Consider the following 17,765-nt stretch of genomic DNA (forward strand, 5'->3'; position numbering starts at 1 on the left):
CTAGTGAAAAAGTTGAAAGAAAAAACATCAGATCGTGACAATTCAATGTTCAATAGCAATCGTTTGTTTAAAAAGATATCTGAAATAAAGAAAGATGAGCTGAGTACTATAGAATGGTCATTTAAGTTATCTCAATCTTTAAAAGAAAAAGAATATGCATGGTCATGTATAACGGCAAACAATCAAACAGAACAGACGCTGGCGAGACAATCGAAGATAAAAGTAGTACAAGAGCGAATTGTTAAGGAGTTTTCCAATATTGCCAAGGTATGTGCAGAATTACTTTCACAAATTGGTTTTGATCTTCATTTTCGTTTGAAAGATCGGGATCTGCAAGCGTATCAAGATCGTTCTTTGTTACCTTACGATTTCACCGGGTTAATAGATAATCAGCCAAGAAAACGGCGTGACCTGAGCGATACTGATGATATGGGCAGTACCAATGAACCAATCGATGAGAATGACATCATCAATGAGATTGCCGACGATGACGATAATACCGCCCCTCACTTAATGGTTCAGTCCGAACCCAACAGCCCTCTCTCCTCCGGTGCCAGCATGCACCGTGGCGTATGGTCTGCTATCGGTAGCCAACTTGCCGGTTTAGCCCAATATGCAGGACTGACGACAGCCAACCAGCCAACAAGCCTCAACGAATTGCCCCGGAAGATGGATAAAGTCAACGACCCTGGGGCTGAACCAGCTGAGCATGCGAGGTCGTCCAAACCGGTATCACCTCTCACCAACGACAGCCTGATCCTGGCAAATATGGTTGCCTCTGCACTCAACGATCGCCCGATACGTGCTGTGGGTCATGATCACGATGGCGGACTAAACCATCAGGCCTGCCTGTCCCGGGACCCGCTGGCACAATCCCCCGGTATCAGATTGCTCGAAGGTGCCAGGGGAGTCGCCAGTCAGCTGCATACTGAACTCAATGATTATGTGCAATCGCTTGCTGACGATACGGTGGCTGACATTGCGCCTTACTGGCAACCCCAGGACCTTTTGAATATTGCCATTGTGCAAACCGCCGGAGTTAATCGAACCTCGCCCACCAAAGCCTTTTTGCAGGCAGTTATAGCCTCCCCGGCGCTGGGTGTCGAGCATGAAAGCCCTGATAATATTTTTCGCAGTGACGGAACGGTGCGCAAGGTTGTTACCGGAGCTGATGGGCGGTCATCCGTTTTTTACGACAGTGTTACGGGTAAAACGACAACCGGTTCACCATCGATTGAACTGGCCCGATGCATGCTGCGGGCCATGGCCCAACATCAGCTGGACAATCGGGAGCTATCCAATCCCTTGCGCAAACAAGTGCTTGATCAAGTTCTGCAGTTACAAGACAGGCGGTCAGAAAACAGTACTTTAAGCAGCTGGCTGGGTCTGGGCGGAAACGGCGGTGACAAGGATTTCAGGCATGATTTTGACCAGCTGCTCACGGAACAAGTGGGGAAATTACATCAACGCTTGTCTGTGAATGATGGGGTAGGGCTTAATCCCATGGTGCAGTCCCTGAACATGGGGAATTACCATAATGCCCGGGATCAGTTTATCAATCTTGCCCCAGATCAACAGATCAGCATGATAAGGTCACTGGCTAGTGCCCCGGATATGCTGGGATTGGATCAATCCTCTGAATTTATCGCGCAGCTGCTACGGGATATCGGCAACATATCGGGCAACGATGTCAATGAAGAAATACCGGACTGGTCAGCCTTCGCCATAAGCCAACGGACCTGGCAGTTATTTACCTGGCTTTATGACTGCAAGGTCACTGCCTTTGATGAAGCCTTCTCCCGTCAACAGCTCTCATTGACCATAAGTGAACGTCAGCTTGCAGAGAATGATGATGAGTCATGGCGATTGAATCAGGTGATCACTGATCTTTTACCAACAAAATCCAGTGCCAGCGACAGAGCGTCTATAGAGCCTGGCAGCGATAGCAATCTGCTGCCACCGGTGCAATGCCATCGGTTTGACGACAGTAAAGTTGACCAAATGCTGGATGCCTACTCTGCCATCAAAAATCAGGTTAACGCCAATTTCCCCCGGGTATTTGCTGACACAGTCAGCGACCCGTTGTTGAAACAGGAATTGACAGGCCAGATTGCAACTGCGTGCCTGGAAGCACTGAAAGGTAAGTTAACCGCTAACCCGGATGATTGGCAGGCTCTGGTTGACACAGTTATCAACGAGGAATTTGTCCAATTTACTGAACACCCTGTGGTGTGACTGGTCAAGAGAGGTCATTATGCAATCAACAACAGCCAAAATGCCCGGCGGCGGCTGCGCAAGCCAAGTGACAGATGGTTCTGCTGATGCTACCCAAAGAGATAGTAACGGACAAAAATCCTCCCCTCCCAAGCCGCAAAATTGCGGTACATGGACAGTTGAGCGCCGCTGCCCACTGCATATGCAGTCAGGTTCTTGCTGTGGGGGACCCCCTCGTTATCGGGAAGATGTCATCAAGGCGCTTGCAGAGTATCAATTACTGCCTGAAACGCCAACAAAATCGGTGAGTGACTAAACACCCACGAGCCTGTCGGATTTTTTCGCAGTAGGTCAGTGGTAAGTCCGGCAGACGCTTGGGCATGGGGCATATGATTATCTGGAAGATAGTCATCAAGGCAAGCTGGAAAGAGACCTTCTTCTGCAATAAACAAAGCTCTACTGAGTGCACCGACCCCCGGGGAGCCTGTTTATCCAATGAGGTAGAGCATTACGGGATGTATGCAAAACAGGTGCATACGAAAACAGGTGCATACGAGAGTGCAATGCCTGCATCATTATTCACAATGGTTGACATCGTCTATGCTGCTACGACACGAACTGTGCTGACTTGATATCGCGTTACTTGCAGGTAAACGGAGACCGTACTGATGGACACGATAAGTCGTAATGCTCCTCCTGCCCGGCGGCATGATCCTACCCGTTCAGCTGAAGAGGAGGAGGCAGGCATTTACGGCGTTGACCAGCCCTGTCGCATCGGCAGACCCATGCAGTTTTTGACGTATAGGCGGTGGGTCAGGGAAACGGTAAAAATTGAGGTGATATCGGAACGCTCAATCATCAAGGTCGCAGAGATCAGCGAGGCTGGGTTAATTCAGGCGATCAGGGCCGGCACCTTGCAGAGTGATATTCATTACCGTGTCAAAGGTTGTGTGTTTCTTCAGGGACTCAGCGGCTCAATGTTGCTGCCCGAACGTCTCTCGATCACTGGATCACTTTATCTGCAAGGATGCCGCGACCTGGCAGACCTGCCTCCGTTCCTTTCGGTAGCTGGCTCACTTTTCCTGAGTTCACTGTATAAACTGACAGAGCTGCCCTGGACCATTGAGGTCAAGAGGCGGATCTACATCAAAGATTGCCCTGGCCTGATAAGCCTGCCAGCAAATCATTCCCGGTATGGTTGCCTGGACCTGTGGGGGTGCCAGAACTTGAGGTACCTGCCACGCAAACTTGAGGTGGAGCGGTATCTCGACCTTGCCTACTGTGAAAATCTGGATGAATTACCCGAGACAATGTTCGTCCGGGGTTATATCAATCTCCACGGATGCCACAGACTGAAGTGCTTGCCCAAAGATGTCAGGCTGGGCGGCGACCTTTGCCTCACGGGGTGCACCCGTCTGGGGGAGTTACCTGACTGGGTCACGGGGTTGGGCAGAACATGGGAGAACAAAAGGCGCCATGTTTATCTGAAGAATACCCAACTGCCCGTATTGCTGATGGATAACCTCAGGACTAAACCTTTACCCGGCATACTGTTTCATGTTGACCACTTCCGGAAACGCCCTGCCAGCTTTGCGACGCTCGATCAGGCCATTAGCTTCTGGTGGGCCGTGCCTGCTGTGGCAGCGCCGAAACTGGAGTGTCGGCCAGACCAGGCTGAGGACCTGGTGACGTTTCTGGAACGGTTAACGGAAACAGTGGAGTATAAAGGCCCAGAGACACGATATTTACTGGCAGTTCGGGTCTCGGAGATGTTTTCGCTGCTGAATGGTGACGGTGAGGTCAGTGACAACGCCCTGACCCGGATACACCAGGCCATCAGCAGCTGTGAAGATGGGGTGATCCTGGCCCTGGACGACCTGGAAACACTGCAGCTGTCCCATTTGGCAGAGACCATGGCCCTGCACAATGGCGACAATATTGAATCAAGAGCAGAATTAAGGGTGGAGTTAAGGGCCCTGGGTCGACAGATGATGATTCTTGATGAAGTAAAAAAAATTGCCAGTGAACATATCGGGTCATCAGGTAGGCCAGCGTCGTTTATGGTTGAGGTGGAGCTGGCTTTTCAGATTGGTTTGCGTGAGTACTTTGACCTACCCGGCAGTACCCGGGAAATGCACTACAGCTATGTTGCCGATGTATCGGATCAGGACATTGCCAGCGCGGCTGAGCTTATAGGGCAAACCTGTACGGAGCAAGCCCTGGATAGCTATCTCGAGACCTGGGGTCCCTGGCAGAAATACCGGCGCAACCTTGCCATTCCACCCTTTGAACAGCTGCAACCCATGACCGTTGACCGGATTAAAGACTGCCCGTTCTGTCTGGAGAAAACCGGGCAGATGGTTGCCTTTGGCGATGATCATTTTGATTACCAAAGCTTGCGCAGAGCCTTCCTGGAAAACAGCCGTGACCCATTTTTTAAATCACCGCTAGACTGGTCGGCTGTCTATCGGCTGGAGGATGAGGCTCCGCCACGGAAAAAGGCTAAATTTCAGCGATGAAATGGTTCCACGGGGAAAGTGTTGCTTGTGTCTATAATCGAGGGCTGAATTCCTGATATTGGATTTCATGTGATTGGGCGCATTCTTACAGGTTGGTGAGGCTTGTGGTGAAAATTGAGACGATGTTCCTGTTTTTTTCAAGAGCTTTGATGTGGGGAGTGAGGCAGTGTTGGTGTGGTTGCATCCCGCTGGTTATTGCCGGTAAGGCAATGGCCGGTTATTACGGCCTTTCTGACGCGGTTGTGGCTCCAGATTATGTTGATGCCCTGGAGTTGAGGGATATATACGGTGTTAAAGGGAGTTTGAAATACACAGAGGGTTGCCGGCAGGGTGTTGCCGAGTCCTGTCGAATAATGATTTCAGTTCCATCAGAGGCGAAAGAAATTGATGAAATGAAGGAAGTGGAGGACCGGTTTTTCGGTTACGTCAATTACCTGTCTTACCTTAAAAGGACCGGTCAGACGTTATTGGTGGACTTTGAGGAGATATTGACCGAGTCCTTTTCAGAGGTTTCTGGTTATAAAGTGTTGTTTACCACGGAAAGCAAGATCAAGCGGTTTGTCAAAAGAATTGATTCAAGGACAATGCCTGCCCCTTTGCAGAAGAACCCCCTGTTAATTTTTTTAATACTTGCAACTCATCAGTCAGCCCTTGATTTGATGCTGTCCCCTGAAAGGAATCCTTACATAATAAGCCTGGAGTGGATTGACCTTAAGTCCTTTTATATCAGCGGGGCGGGGCGTGGAGGTCTGTATGGCTATCGCTATTATCATTTTCCCAAAGATAATGAGCTTTTTCTGGATCTTGGCGGACCCTTCAGTATAAATGGCCTCTCGGAAGGTGTTGGGTTCAGTTTTGCCGATAATGACCGAACGCAGCCACCGATAAAAATGGTGACCGGGTATCATGGGGATCAGAAAAACGGATTTGTCCACAGAGCATCTCTGATTGTCACCTACGCTGCCCTTGCCGGTGGCTTTGGCGTGAGTTTATGGAGCAGAAGCATTGTGGGCTTTCTGGTGAGTTCTCTTCTACTGGCCGTGGAAGTACGGACCAGTGCTGCTTCCTCAGAGCTTGAGACTCTGGGCAGAAGGGTGCTTCCGGATGGTCTTCAGTTTAATCCGGACTTTCAGGGTCGCCACCTGTTAAAAGTCCTCAGGGCTTCTGAGGGTGATTTGGAGGTCTTTCATTAGGGGCTTTATTTCCTCCTGCCAAACGGTATAATACCGCTCCCGTTTCCCGATTGAGCGCCCAATGTTTTGAACAGGCCGGTATTGCTGATCCGGGGCTATTAGCCTGGCTCTTGTCCAGCAGGGAACGGCCATGTAGGAACAGGTATCGCGTCAGCGGTATCATAGAGGCGAATTTAATGAAAACTTTTAGTGCTAAACCAGAAACCGTAAAACGTGACTGGTTCGTAGTTGATGCCGAAGGCAAAACGCTGGGTCGTCTGGCAACAGAAATCGCTCTGCGTCTGCGCGGCAAGCATAAGCCAGAGTACACTCCCCATGTGGACACTGGCGACTACATCGTTGTAGTAAACGCCGAGAAAGTACGTGTTACCGGACGTAAGTCTACTGACAAGATGTACCACCGCCACACCGGTTACATCGGCGGCCTGAAGTCCATCAGCTTTGACAAGCTGATCGACCACAAGCCTGAGCTGGTAATCGAGACGGCTGTTAAGGGGATGCTGCCCAAGAATTCTCTGGGTCGTGCCATGTACAGCAAGCTGAAGGTTTATGCCGGAAGCGAGCATCCACATGCTGCTCAGCAGCCTCAGCAACTGGAAATTTAATCAGGGGTGGTTATGTCTGTAACTCAATACTACGGAACTGGACGTCGTAAGTCCTCAACCGCACGTGTTTTCCTGAGAGCTGGTTCTGGCAGTATCACTGTCAATGGCCGTTCCCTGGACGAATACTTCGGCCGTGAAACTGCTCGAATGGTAGTCCGTCAGCCTCTGGAACTGACTGAGCTGACTGAAAAGTTCGACATCAAGATCACTGTATCTGGTGGCGGCGGTTCTGGTCAGGCTGGTGCTATCCGTCATGGTATCACCCGCGCGCTGATGCAGTACGATGAGACTCTGCGCTCTCCTCTGCGTAAAGCTGGCTACGTTACCCGTGACGCTCGTGAAGTTGAGCGTAAGAAAGTGGGTCTGCGTAAAGCCCGTAAGCGTCCACAGTTCTCCAAGCGCTGATATTGTGCTCAGACAACCTGCCGGTTTGTCCGGCTGGTTGCCTGGATTACTGGAAAACTTCCCTTTGTGCCTCTTTCGGGAGAGCGTATCGGGAAGTTTTTTTATGCCTGAAACTTTTATTAAAAAAACCTGTGCCCTGTTTCGGGCATTTTTTTTATGCGTTAAAATCAGTATTATTACGCATTAGCGCTTATGCGGGTAGGTATAGTGCGATACAGATTTATTGTTGGGGGTTGATTGCAGCTGTCAGGTTGTTATTTGAGGTGCGGGTGGTTCTGCGAGAGAGCTTTTGAGTCTTTGTTCTTTGCGGGTTAACAAAAGCCCTGTTTCAGAAGTAAATCTGTTATCACACCCATGAACAAAAAGAAGTCATTGGGCATTCAGCCCGGATGGGGAGAGTAGGTTAATGAGTGACAACGGCGTAAACAAAGGCCGGCGCCGCTTTCTCGTGGCAGCGACTTCGGTGGTGGGGGCTGCCGGGGCTGTTGGGGTTGCTACGCCTTTCCTGAAGTCGTGGAACCCGAGTGCAAAAGCAAAGGCAGCCGGTGCTCCGGTAAAAGTCAATATCAATAAGCTGGAACCTGGTCAGCAGGTTGTCTATGAATGGCGGGGTAAACCAGTCTTTGTGCTGCGCCGTACCAAAGACATGCTTAATGAATTGCCGTCACAGGATGGGCGTTTGCGCGACCCGGAATCAGCAAGCTCAGAGCAGCCTGAGTATGCCACCAATCTGTACCGCTCACGGACGGAAGATGTTCTTGTCCTGGTCGGTTTATGTACCCACCTTGGGTGTTCTCCAAAATATCTGCCGGAAGTCAAACCCATGGAGTTTGATGCCAATTGGAAGGGGGGGTATTTCTGTCCCTGCCATGGTTCACGGTTCGATCTGGCCGGTCGTGTTTATAAAGGAGTTCCTGCCCCAACCAATCTGGTCGTGCCACCTTACTCCTTTGAAGGCGATGATATTCTGATTATCGGTAAAGATGAGGAGAATGCGTGATGGGAAATAAAATAATGGCCTGGGTTGATGCCCGACTTCCCGTCACCCAGGCGTGGGAGAAGCATCTCAGTAAATATTATGCGCCCAAAAACTTCAATTTCTGGTATTTCTTTGGTTCTCTGGCCCTGCTGGTTCTGGTTAACCAGCTCCTGACGGGCATCTGGCTGACCATGAGTTATGTGCCCAGCGCTGAGGCCGCTTTTGCTTCTGTTGAGTACATCATGCGGGATGTGGAATATGGCTGGTTGATCCGCTACATGCACTCTACCGGCGCGTCCATGTTCTTTGTGGTTATTTACTGCCATATGTTTCGTGGCCTTCTCTATGGGTCCTACAAAGCGCCACGGGAGTTGATCTGGATCTTTGGTATGGCCATCTACCTGGCACTGATGGGTGAGGCCTTTATGGGCTACCTGTTGCCCTGGGGGCAGATGTCCTACTGGGGTGCCCAGGTTATTATTTCCCTGTTCGGTGCTATTCCGGTGATTGGTCCGGATCTCCAGCAGTGGATTCGTGGTGACTTCCTGATTTCCGGTATTACCCTGAACCGATTCTTTGCACTGCATGTCATTGCGCTGCCGATTGTTATCCTTGGTCTGGTGGTTCTGCACATTCTGGCCCTGCATGAAGTAGGCTCAAACAATCCGGACGGTATAGATATCAAGAAAAATAAAGGGCCTGATGGTGTGCCCCTTGATGGTATCGCATTTCACCCCTACTACACCGTTAAGGATATTGTCGGTGTTGTGGTCTTCCTGTTTGTTTTCTGTGGCATTATTTTCTTCTTCCCGGAGATGGGCGGGTTCTTTCTTGAGCATGCCAACTTTGAACCGGCAAACGGCCTGAAGACACCAGAGCATATTGCACCGGTATGGTATTTTGGTGCCTTCTACTCCATCCTCAGGGCGATTACCTTTGATATCGGGCCAATCGACTCCAAGCTCGGTGGTGTTATCGCCATGGGTGGCGCGATAGCCATTCTTTTTGTTCTGCCCTGGCTGGATCGCAGTCCGGTCAGGTCATGGCGTTACAAGGGTGTTATCAGCAGAACCAGCATTGTGGTTTTTGCCTTTGTCTTTATTCTGCTGACCTGGCTTGGAACGCAACCGGCGACTGAGACCTATACACTTATCGCCCAGATTTGTACGCTGATTTACTTTGCGTTCTTCCTGTTGATGCCTTTCTACACTCGGTGGGAGAAGACCAAACCTGTACCGGAGAGGGTGACCGGCTAATGAAAAGAATAATACGGACCAATAAGATGGCGCCTGCGATGCTGTTTCTGGTTTCGGTGCTGTTTTCATCGTTGGCGACAGCTGCTGGTGGGGGATACCCTCTTGATGAGGCCAATGTCGACTCTTCTGATAAAGCGTCGCTGCAGCGGGGCGCGAAGTATTTCCAGAACTATTGCGCAGGTTGTCATGCAACCCAGTATCAGCGCTATGAGCGGGTGGCGGATGACCTGGGTATTCCTCATGACCTGATGATGGAACACCTGGTGTTCGACAAGTCCGCCAAGATCGGTGACCTGATGCACAACAGCATGGACCCGGACGAAGCCAAGGTCTGGTTTGGTGCTGCACCTCCGGACCTGACGCTGGTGTCCCGTGTCAGAGGAGGGCCTGACTGGCTATATACCTATCTCAGAACCTTCTATGAAGACCCAAGTCGTCCTTATGGGGTCAATAACAAGGTCTTCCCGGATGTTGGTATGCCCCATGTGCTTCTGGAGCTTCAGGGAGTTCAGATCGACAATTGTGGTGATGCAGATCCAGCGGCCCGTGACCCGCTGAGTGGAGACAAGATCTGTGGTCTGTCGGTTGATCCGCAGCGTAAGGGGAGTATGACGCCCGCCCAATACGATCAAATGGCCTACGATTTGACCAACTTCCTGGCTTACTCTGCGGAGCCAATGCAAGAACAACGTAAGCTACTGGGTATTTATGTATACCTGTTCCTGGCTCTGTTCTTTGTGTTTGCCTACCTGCTTAAACGCGAATTCTGGAAGGATGTGCATTAATAAATAGTCGCCGGGATCGACTGTCTGAATCACCAGGCCCACAAAGGAAGGTTCTTCGTTGTGGGCCTGGTGCTTTTTGTGATTAGTAAAAAGTAGCCAATGGCTGGTTTCATCTCTGGCTGTCAGTAAAAGGGATTGCTAAGATTCCAGTTTTTCGTATTCCCTCTGGTATTTAAGACGATGAGTAAATCACTTCGTGACCAGCTGATGAAAGCTGGCCTTGCGACAAAACAACAGGCATTACAGGCCAAGACCAGTAATAAGAAAAAGAAACAGCAGGCTGCTCGCTCTGGTGATATGACCGATCAGGAAAAGCGCCGTATTGAACTGGAGAAAGAAAGGCAGGCCCAGGCTGAGAAAGACCGTGCGCTGAATCGACAGCTGGAGGATGAACGTCAGCGCAAGGCGTTAGACGCACAGGTTCGTCAGCTGATTGAGACCAATGTGTTGTCCCGTGACCGGGGTGAGGCAGAGTATAAGTTTGTGTATGAAAACAAAATCAAGAAAATTTATGTTACGGATGAACAGTTGACCAGGTTGGAAAGGGGGTTGCTGGCCCTGGCCGTACTGGGCGACGATTTTCTGGTCATTCCTGCTCCGGTGGCGAGTAAGATTGCCGAGCGTAAGCCCGAAGCGATTGTCATTCAGAATGATAAGTCTGGCGACCTGACCGAGGAAGAAGAGGATTGGTACGCGGATTATCAGATTCCTGATGACCTGATGTGGTAACGGGGGCGAACCCCCCCGTTCAATAATGTGTTCTCGTGATGTTACTTAATGCAGGAGAACCATTGTGGACTGCTTTGCCTGACAGATCAGTCAACCGTTGCCAAAGCTTCAATCTCTACTTTCACATCTTTTGGCAGGCGGGCAACTTCAACCAGACTGCGGGCAGGGAAGGGAACTTTGAAGTATTGTTTGTAGACTTCGTTAATATTGCTGAACTCATCCATATCGCGAACAAATACGGTGACTTTTTTCACCCGGTTCATACTGCTGCCGGCCGCTTCCAACACAGCTTTCAGGTTTTTCAGGCATTGATGAGCCTGTTGTTTGGTGTCTTCAGAAACTTCTCCGGTTTCCGGATCAATTGGCAGTTGGCCTGATGTGAATACCAGGTTACCAAAGCGCATACCCTGAGAGTATGGGCCGATAGCTGGAGGAGCGTCAGGAGTTTCGATCACTTTTTCCATGATGGTTGAGTCACTTTGTTTGGGGAATGGGCGAAATTTTAGTGAGGTGGCGTGTTTTTGTCATCGGGGCAAAGTCAATTAAAAGGCTTATTTTGGTACAAATACCTAAATCTCTTCTTTGCCGTGAAAAATATTTTGCGTAACCATTTTTCATCCCTGAAGGTGGCGCAAAATATTTTCACGCGCCATGAGCATTTGTGTCCTCCGTGGTTCCATCCGAAAACCAATGAAAATTTTGTTTGGGATTAAGGTAATTGCAAGTTGGTCGCTGTACCCTTTTCCAGGTAAGACTTCACCTCCAGGTAATGAGGCTGAACCTCTGCACTGTTGAGTTCCCCCAGCCAGAAGGTCCAGGTCATTGGGCTGCCAGCATCAATGGCCTGAACTGCCCTGAGGCCAAAATAGAGCGGTTGGCTGGCATCATCGGCATCGGCATCGGTCATGATGTAGGACGCACCCACTAAATTTTTGGGTATTTCCTTATGTGACAATGGGAGATCCCTCAGGCATCCATTCTCAGGCTTTGCCAGTTCGGCTTTATAGATTTCCTGTTGTTCGGGTCTGCGGACACCCAGACCGTCTTCTGGATAGGCTATGTACAGTAACATTCTTTCAGGGTCTGATTTGGCCAGGTTCCTGACAGTGACCGTTCTGTCGCTAATGGTCTTCTCCCGTGCACTGTCACCTTGCATCTGAGTGGACATGACTTCATGGGGCGCTGTGTTCTCCGGAGTAACCAGAGGTGTTGTAGGGGTTTTCGTATGGATGATAGCCACAGCATTGATGGTTCTATTCATCAGTAATTCATGCACTGCCTGTTCGACAATGGTTTGCATACCCACTCCAATGGGGCGTACTGTTTTGTCATCGTCGGACAGATCAAATGTTTTGACGGTTGAGAATTTTTGGAAGCAGCCAGATATCGCCTGTTTAATTTCCTCGTTATTTTCTGCTGAGCCGGAGCCTGGTTGATAATTCTTAAGATGGCTGTTTATGCTGGATAGCAGGCTGGCTTGGAGGGTGGGGGCCACGGTTTCGTACCTCTCGACGTGAGTACAGCCTGACAAAAAAAATACAATAGCACTGGAGATCACTGCTTTTATTGCATCTATTTGCATCAGAAAAGTTCCATATTTTTTGTCGCGCAGGCTGATTTTTGTTGAATTTGAATGCTAAAGGTAGAACAGCCTTTGGACATTTCAATCTTTGGCTAACAGTTTGGACAGTTTTTTAATCGAACTGCCGGGAGGCTATCACGGGGCATACTTCGCAATAGGGGGGCAGAAAGTTCGATTGGTGTAAGTAAAGATATGGGCTTTAACAGGACTGTCTGAAATTCATCAGGCTTTCTAAAAGGCTGTTGACCAAACCACCCCGATATTTCTTTTTATTCAGTAATAACCAGAGTTGCCTCCTCATGGGTTCTTTACCATAGGGAAGTTCTACCAGATTGCCCTGTGCCAGCTCATTGGCAATGCAGAGTTCAGAAAGGCAGCTAATACCAATGCCGGAACGTACCATGCTCTTGATGGCCTCGGTTTGGTTAAGCTCCATCTTCAGGTGCCTTTGCCGTAAATGCTGGCCAATATGAAGTTCAAAAAGCATGCGAGTGCCAGATCCAGACTCCCGTAATATCCACTCTGTGTGTTCAAGGCTTTCAATAGTGACCATTTTGCTGTTGGCCAGAGGGTGTTCGCTGCTGCAAAAAAGGGTCAGATGGTCCTCTCTCCAGGGGATTGTTTCAATGTCGGGGTGTTGGCAGGGGCCTTCCACACAGGCAAGGTCTATTTCCAGTGCTGCCAGTTTTTCCATGATGGTTGTGGTGTTGTGGATATCCAGCGCTACGGTGATGTCTGGCTTTGCCCTTTCAAACCGGGCAAGCGCTTCCGGCAAAAGGTAGTTTCCAATAGTGGTGCTGGCGCCAATCGTCACTTTGCCGCTGTGGTAGTCGCTATGATTGAACAGCCGTGATATTTCTTCGCTGCGGTCCAGCAGCTCACAGGCGAGGGGGAGTAGTTTCTTTCCCTCGGTGTTCAGAACCAGCCGGTTGCCAGTACGGTCAAACAGTCGACAGCCCACATGCTTTTCGAGTTCAGACAAGGCCATGCTGGTTGCCGGCTGGGATAGATACAGCTGGCGAGCAGCCAACTGAACCTGACCGAGCGTAGCGATGGCTCTGAATACCTGCAGTTGTCTTAATGTTATGTGCATTGGCCTGTTACCCGGGGTAATGGCGATCGTGTTGGGATTTTTAGTATAAGTAAAACTTAACCTGACTATCCATAAGTTTGATTTTTCTTATTTTCTGTTGGGTTATATCTTTATAACAACTATTTTCTGGAGATGAGTACAAGTGGCCGTTAGTCAGTTAGAAGTTGGCTTGCAGATGCGTAAAACCGGTTTGAGTGTCCGTCTCAGGAACGTGCCGACTCCGCTGGGAGGTCTGGCACTGGGTATTGCCAGCCTTGGTGCCCTGTGGGCCCTGGTGCTGCCAGGTTATGCTGAGTGGTTTAAGTTGTCCTCGGCGCTGGTGGCCAGTCTCTTGGTTTTGGCAATTTTTTTCAAATTTGTGAGTAATCCTGGCCTGTTTCGGGAGGATCTGGCTCATCCGGTAGCAAGCAGTGTGATGCCAACCTGTGCGATGGCAAGCATGGTGATTGCGCAGTCACTGTTGTCGGTGATGCCTGTTTTTGCCAAAGGTCTCTGGCTGTTGGCTGTTATTACCCATCTCCTTTTGTTTATCGGTTTTACGGTTCACAGGCTTATTGACTTTCAGTTGCACCATATGGTCCCAAGTTGGTTTGTGCCACCCGTGGGCATTATTGTGGCGGCAGTGACCAGTGCGGGCATGGGGCATGAAAAACTTGTCTTTATGCTGTTCATTTTTGGGCTGTGCTGCTACTTCATAAAACTGCCAGTGATGCTGTATCGCCTGATCTTCAGAGAAACGATACCGGATGCCGCTCTGCCTACGTTTGCCATTATGGCGGCACCGGCAAGCCTTTCCCTGGCGGGCTACCTGTCCATAACGAACCAGCCCAATTACCTGTTGGTTGCAGTCCTGTTGCCACTGGCTATTTTTATGACCAGCCTGGTCTATGTTGCGTTTGTACGTTTACTCCGCCTGCCGTTCTCACCAGGATATGCCGCTTTCACATTTCCAATGGTGATTGGGGCTACAGCGTTGTTCAAGCTGGCAGATATACTTCATCAGCAGGGATATCAAAAAGTGTGTGAAGTTATTAACAATCTGGCCGGTTTTGAACTTTTGGTGGCAACGGTGATCGTATTTTATGTTGCCCTCCGCTATCTCTGGTTTTACTTCTCACCTCGCCATCCCTGATGTATGTCGAGACATGGACTGACCGGTCAATACGGCCATGGGTAAATTGAGCTCATGGTCTGTAATGCCGAACATCCCTCTTCAATTCGGCATTTATCGATAAACGGAACAGGAAATGTCGGTAACACATTCTGGTGCTGGTCTCGCCATTCCCATGCTGGTCTTCTGTGGCCTTTTTTTATTGGCAGCTATTTCTGCAATCCTTCTTAAAAAGTTGCGTTTTCCCTATACCATTGGTCTGGTTGTGATCGGAATGGCTCTGGGGATAGCGGCTGAATATAGTGAAATACTGGCTCCTATTCTTCGTCTTTCCCTGACCCATGACCTGATCATGTACGTTTTTCTCCCTGTGCTTGTCTTTGAGGCGGCCATCCATATAAAGCTTTCAGCCCTTATCAAAGAGCTGGTGCCGGTGTTGATTCTGGCAATTGTGGGAGTGGTCCTGTCTACACTGGTCGTGGGTGTGATTCTGGGTGAGTTGACGACTATGACGCTGGCGGGTGCGCTACTGTTTGGTGCGCTGATTTCAGCAACGGATCCCGTCGCTGTTATTGCGCTTTTTAAAGAGGTTAAGGCACCTGAGCGGATGTCTCTGCTGATGGATGCAGAGAGTTTATTTAATGATGCAACCGCAATTGTTATGTTTGGCATTGTGCTTTCGATTATTCAATCGGGGGCTGGGTTGTCTGGCAGCAAAGCTTTTGCTGCCTTTATCGAGTTCTTCAAGGTTTTCTTTGGTGGTATTTTTGTCGGTACGGCCATGGGAGCAGGAATGCTGGTGCTGCTCAGGTTATCCCGGGGTATGCCTTATGTGCATATTGCGCTGACCACTATTCTTGCTTTTGCCAGCTTTATTATTGCTGACCATGTATTTGAAATGTCTGGTGTCATGTCAGTTATCGCTGCCGGGATTGTCACCCGCAGCTATGGCCGTCGGGCTATGGCAGACTTTATGACATTGCGTCACCTTGATCCTTACTGGGAGTTTATGGCATTTGTCGCCAATAGCTTTGTTTTCCTGCTGCTGGGGTTAAGTGAGGACTTCCTGTTGCGGAATATAGAGCAGCTCAGTATGTTCTACCCCACGTTGATTATTGCCATTGTGGCTGTTCTCCTGGCCCGTTTCCTGGTGGTATACCTGTTGCTGCCAGTCAGCAATTTAATGCCGGGGAGTGGCAAAGTGGACGGTAACTCAATGAAAGTGATGTTCTGGGGAGGGCTGAGAGGGGTTGTGCCCGTTGCCCTGATGCTATCGATCCCGGACGCCATGCCTGAAAAGCGAATAATCATTGAGATGACGCTTGCCGTAATTCTTTTCTCATTGCTGATTCAGGGCACTACGATTGGCTGGTTGATGTCCCGCCTGGGAATAAAAAGGGAAGCATGAAGGCTCTGAATTAAATCAGAATTAAATCAATAGTTGGGTGCTGTCGAGTCTCAGTCTTATAATACCTGTTTTAGCATTCTGTCAGCCCGCTCCCATTGAGGTTTGGGCTTTATTGAGAAAGCAATTCCATGACTGTACGCACCCGTATTGCACCTTCCCCTACCGGCGATCCCCATGTCGGTACTGCTTATATTGCCCTGTTTAATCTGGCGTTTGCCAAGAGTCAGGGCGGCCAGTTTCTGCTCCGTATAGAAGACACTGATCAAACCAGAAGTACGCCTGAGTCTGAGCAGCAGATTCTTGATTCCCTGCGCTGGCTTGGATTGAATTGGGATGAGGGTCCTGATGTTGGTGGTCCCCACGGCCCTTATCGGCAGAGTGAGCGTCGGGAAATTTACGCTGAGCATGCTCAGATACTGTTGAATAAAGGACATGCTTTTCGTTGCTTCTGTTCATCAGAGCGCCTGGATGCCCTGCGTGCAGAGCAAACGGCCAACAAGCAGACGCCCGGTTACGATGGCCACTGCCTGCATCTTTCTGAAGACGACGTTCAGGCCCGGCTGAATGCGGGTGAGCCTCACGTTGTTCGAATGAAGGTGCCTGGGAGTGGCGTCTGTAAAGTGGATGATATGCTGCGTGGCACCATCGAGATTGACTGGTCCCAGGTGGATATGCAGGTGCTGGTGAAAGCCGATGGTATGCCAACCTATCACCTGGCCAATGTCGTTGATGACCACCTGATGGAAATCACTCATGTTATTCGTGGTGAGGAGTGGATTAACTCTGCGCCCAAGCATCAGCTGTTGTATCAATACTTTGGCTGGCAGATGCCTGTACTTTGTCACATGCCGTTGCTGAGAAATCCAGATAAAAGCAAGTTGTCCAAGCGGAAGAACCCAACCTGTATTACTTACTATCGTGATATGGGGTATTTGCCAGAGGCGCTGTTGAACTACCTTGGTCGTATGGGCTGGTCCATGCCAGACGAGCGGGAGAAGTTCAGCCTGGAAGAAATGCTGGCGGATTTCGATATCAAGAGGGTTTCTCTGGGTGGCCCAATTTTTGACCAGGAAAAACTGTCCTGGTTGAATGCCAGCTGGATCCGCGAAAACCTGACCACAGAGCAGTTTGCTGATCGTCTGCATCACTGGTTGCTAAACCGTGACTACCTGATGAAGTTTCTGCCAATGGCCAAAGAGCGTGTTGAGCGTCTGAGCGATTTTGCCCCCATTGCTGCCTTTATGTTCTCCGGTATGCTGAATCTGTCGCCTGAAGACTTTGCCCATAAAAAGCTGGAAGCGGGTGATGTCAAGAAGGTGCTGCAGTTCACTCTCTGGAAGCTGGAACAGCTGCGGCAGTGGCAACGTGAGCAGATTTTCTCGGAAATTAAAGGGCTCTCCAAGGCCATGGATATTAAGCTGGGTGATTTTAATCATCCAATTTTTGTTGCTATTGCTGGTACGCCAAATTCCTGGTCGGTCATGGAGTCTATGGAAATTCTCGGTCCGGATATGACCCGTGCGCGCCTTCGCCATGCTGTTGAAGTGTTGGGTGGCGTTTCCAAAAAAGAAGCGAAGCGTCTGGAAAAAGAATTTGCAGCGCTTTAACCCTGCTTTATTTGCTCTAAGGTCGGCTGTATACCGGCCTTTTTATTGTTTTATATATAACTTCGCTATTATCCGTGCATAATTTTTATAAGCGACGCTTGACAGGATGGGGGGGCATCCATATCATTCGCCCTGCGTTTCGGGGACTGAACAAAGAGTTCTTCGAAAGGTGCTAAAGCAAAAGCAGTTGCTGAATACTTTAAGTATTGTTGCTGCGAAGGTTTTGGGGCTATAGCTCAGCTGGGAGAGCGCAACACTGGCAGTGTTGAGGTCAGCGGT

Annotated in this window: 16 protein-coding genes; 13 read left to right on the forward strand and 3 right to left on the reverse strand. The window is 49.7% G+C overall.

Translation table 11 applies throughout. The annotated features are described in order from the left end of the window. The 10 genes from KDK13_RS10400 to KDK13_RS10445 form a co-directional block, all read left to right on the forward strand. Positions 1 to 2,235 (forward strand): hypothetical protein (locus KDK13_RS10400; RefSeq protein WP_257284912.1); only part of this gene is annotated, 2,235 nt, incomplete at its 5' end. Positions 2,236 to 2,594: 359 nt separating this feature from the next. After that, a complete protein-coding gene (locus KDK13_RS10405; RefSeq protein ID WP_257284913.1) occupies positions 2,595 to 2,846 on the forward strand; it encodes a hypothetical protein in 252 nt (83 codons plus the stop codon). 36 nt (positions 2,847 to 2,882) lie between these two features. Beyond that, entirely contained in the window at positions 2,883 to 4,733 is a 1,851-nt protein-coding gene (locus tag KDK13_RS10410) for an NEL-type E3 ubiquitin ligase domain-containing protein (RefSeq protein ID WP_257284914.1), read from the forward strand. Between the two features lie 104 nt (positions 4,734 to 4,837). After that, positions 4,838 to 5,926, forward strand: coding sequence for a hypothetical protein (locus tag KDK13_RS10415; protein WP_257284915.1), 1,089 nt, complete (start codon positions 4,838 to 4,840; stop codon positions 5,924 to 5,926). 176 nt (positions 5,927 to 6,102) lie between these two features. Then, positions 6,103 to 6,531, forward strand: coding sequence for a 50S ribosomal protein L13 (gene rplM, locus KDK13_RS10420; protein ID WP_101745146.1), 429 nt, complete (start codon positions 6,103 to 6,105; stop codon positions 6,529 to 6,531). Between the two features lie 12 nt (positions 6,532 to 6,543). Then, entirely contained in the window at positions 6,544 to 6,936 is a 393-nt protein-coding gene (rpsI, locus tag KDK13_RS10425) for a 30S ribosomal protein S9 (protein WP_101745147.1), read from the forward strand. Positions 6,937 to 7,342: 406 nt separating this feature from the next. Beyond that, on the forward strand, positions 7,343 to 7,936 hold the full coding sequence (gene petA / locus KDK13_RS10430; RefSeq protein WP_257284916.1) for a ubiquinol-cytochrome c reductase iron-sulfur subunit: 594 nt from the start codon (positions 7,343 to 7,345) through the stop codon (positions 7,934 to 7,936). After that, positions 7,936 to 9,171 (forward strand): cytochrome b N-terminal domain-containing protein, encoded by a 1,236-nt coding sequence (locus tag KDK13_RS10435; protein ID WP_257284917.1) that lies wholly within the window; start codon positions 7,936 to 7,938, stop codon positions 9,169 to 9,171. The genes petA and KDK13_RS10435 overlap by 1 nt, the downstream gene beginning before the upstream one ends. Beyond that, positions 9,171 to 9,956, forward strand: coding sequence for a cytochrome c1 (locus KDK13_RS10440; protein ID WP_257284918.1), 786 nt, complete (start codon positions 9,171 to 9,173; stop codon positions 9,954 to 9,956). Before KDK13_RS10435 ends, KDK13_RS10440 begins: the two co-directional genes overlap by 1 nt. A gap of 180 nt (positions 9,957 to 10,136) precedes the next feature. Beyond that, positions 10,137 to 10,685, forward strand: a complete 549-nt coding sequence (locus KDK13_RS10445) for a DUF2058 domain-containing protein (RefSeq protein ID WP_257284919.1) — start codon at positions 10,137 to 10,139, stop codon at positions 10,683 to 10,685. Between the two features lie 86 nt (positions 10,686 to 10,771). Here KDK13_RS10445 and KDK13_RS10450 read toward each other — a convergent pair whose 3' ends face one another. The 3 genes from KDK13_RS10450 to KDK13_RS10460 form a co-directional block, all read right to left on the reverse strand. Next, positions 10,772 to 11,149 carry a RidA family protein gene (locus KDK13_RS10450; protein ID WP_257284920.1) on the reverse strand — a complete coding sequence of 126 codons (378 nt, stop codon included), beginning with the start codon at positions 11,147 to 11,149 and terminating at the stop codon, positions 10,772 to 10,774. Between the two features lie 245 nt (positions 11,150 to 11,394). Next, a complete protein-coding gene (locus KDK13_RS10455) occupies positions 11,395 to 12,180 on the reverse strand; it encodes a hypothetical protein (protein WP_257284921.1) in 786 nt (261 codons plus the stop codon). Between the two features lie 286 nt (positions 12,181 to 12,466). Then, positions 12,467 to 13,360, reverse strand: coding sequence for a LysR substrate-binding domain-containing protein (locus KDK13_RS10460; protein WP_257284922.1), 894 nt, complete (start codon positions 13,358 to 13,360; stop codon positions 12,467 to 12,469). A 142-nt stretch (positions 13,361 to 13,502) separates the two neighbouring features. Between KDK13_RS10460 and KDK13_RS10465 the strand changes: the two genes are divergently transcribed. The 3 genes from KDK13_RS10465 (at position 13,503) to gltX (ending at position 17,486) form a co-directional block, all read left to right on the forward strand. Beyond that, positions 13,503 to 14,492, forward strand: a complete 990-nt coding sequence (locus KDK13_RS10465) for a TDT family transporter (RefSeq protein ID WP_257284923.1) — start codon at positions 13,503 to 13,505, stop codon at positions 14,490 to 14,492. A gap of 115 nt (positions 14,493 to 14,607) precedes the next feature. Further along, a complete protein-coding gene (locus tag KDK13_RS10470) occupies positions 14,608 to 15,879 on the forward strand; it encodes a sodium:proton antiporter (protein ID WP_257284924.1) in 1,272 nt (423 codons plus the stop codon). A 128-nt stretch (positions 15,880 to 16,007) separates the two neighbouring features. Then, entirely contained in the window at positions 16,008 to 17,486 is a 1,479-nt protein-coding gene (gltX, locus tag KDK13_RS10475) for a glutamate--tRNA ligase (RefSeq protein WP_257284925.1), read from the forward strand. The last annotated feature ends 279 nt before the right edge of the window (positions 17,487 to 17,765 follow it).

This window comes from Endozoicomonas sp. SESOKO1, assembly GCF_024606265.1.
Lineage (GTDB): Bacteria > Pseudomonadota > Gammaproteobacteria > Pseudomonadales > Endozoicomonadaceae > Endozoicomonas.

What these genes read in the sequence shown, in the direction of transcription:
- KDK13_RS10470 (WP_257284924.1), top strand. Translation starts at nt 14,608, where the DNA reads ATGTCGGTAACACATTCTGGTGCTGGTCTCGCCATTCCCATGCTGGTC.
- gltX (WP_257284925.1), top strand. Translation starts at nt 16,008, where the DNA reads ATGACTGTACGCACCCGTATTGCACCTTCCCCTACCGGCGATCCCCAT.
- KDK13_RS10440 (WP_257284918.1), top strand. Translation starts at nt 9,171, where the DNA reads ATGAAAAGAATAATACGGACCAATAAGATGGCGCCTGCGATGCTGTTT.
- KDK13_RS10450 (WP_257284920.1), bottom strand. Translation starts at nt 11,149, where the DNA reads ATGGAAAAAGTGATCGAAACTCCTGACGCTCCTCCAGCTATCGGCCCA.
- KDK13_RS10445 (WP_257284919.1), top strand. Translation starts at nt 10,137, where the DNA reads ATGAGTAAATCACTTCGTGACCAGCTGATGAAAGCTGGCCTTGCGACA.
- petA (WP_257284916.1), top strand. Translation starts at nt 7,343, where the DNA reads ATGAGTGACAACGGCGTAAACAAAGGCCGGCGCCGCTTTCTCGTGGCA.
- rplM (WP_101745146.1), top strand. Translation starts at nt 6,103, where the DNA reads ATGAAAACTTTTAGTGCTAAACCAGAAACCGTAAAACGTGACTGGTTC.
- rpsI (WP_101745147.1), top strand. Translation starts at nt 6,544, where the DNA reads ATGTCTGTAACTCAATACTACGGAACTGGACGTCGTAAGTCCTCAACC.
- KDK13_RS10460 (WP_257284922.1), bottom strand. Translation starts at nt 13,360, where the DNA reads ATGCACATAACATTAAGACAACTGCAGGTATTCAGAGCCATCGCTACG.
- KDK13_RS10410 (WP_257284914.1), top strand. Translation starts at nt 2,883, where the DNA reads ATGGACACGATAAGTCGTAATGCTCCTCCTGCCCGGCGGCATGATCCT.
- KDK13_RS10405 (WP_257284913.1), top strand. Translation starts at nt 2,595, where the DNA reads ATGGGGCATATGATTATCTGGAAGATAGTCATCAAGGCAAGCTGGAAA.
- KDK13_RS10435 (WP_257284917.1), top strand. Translation starts at nt 7,936, where the DNA reads ATGGGAAATAAAATAATGGCCTGGGTTGATGCCCGACTTCCCGTCACC.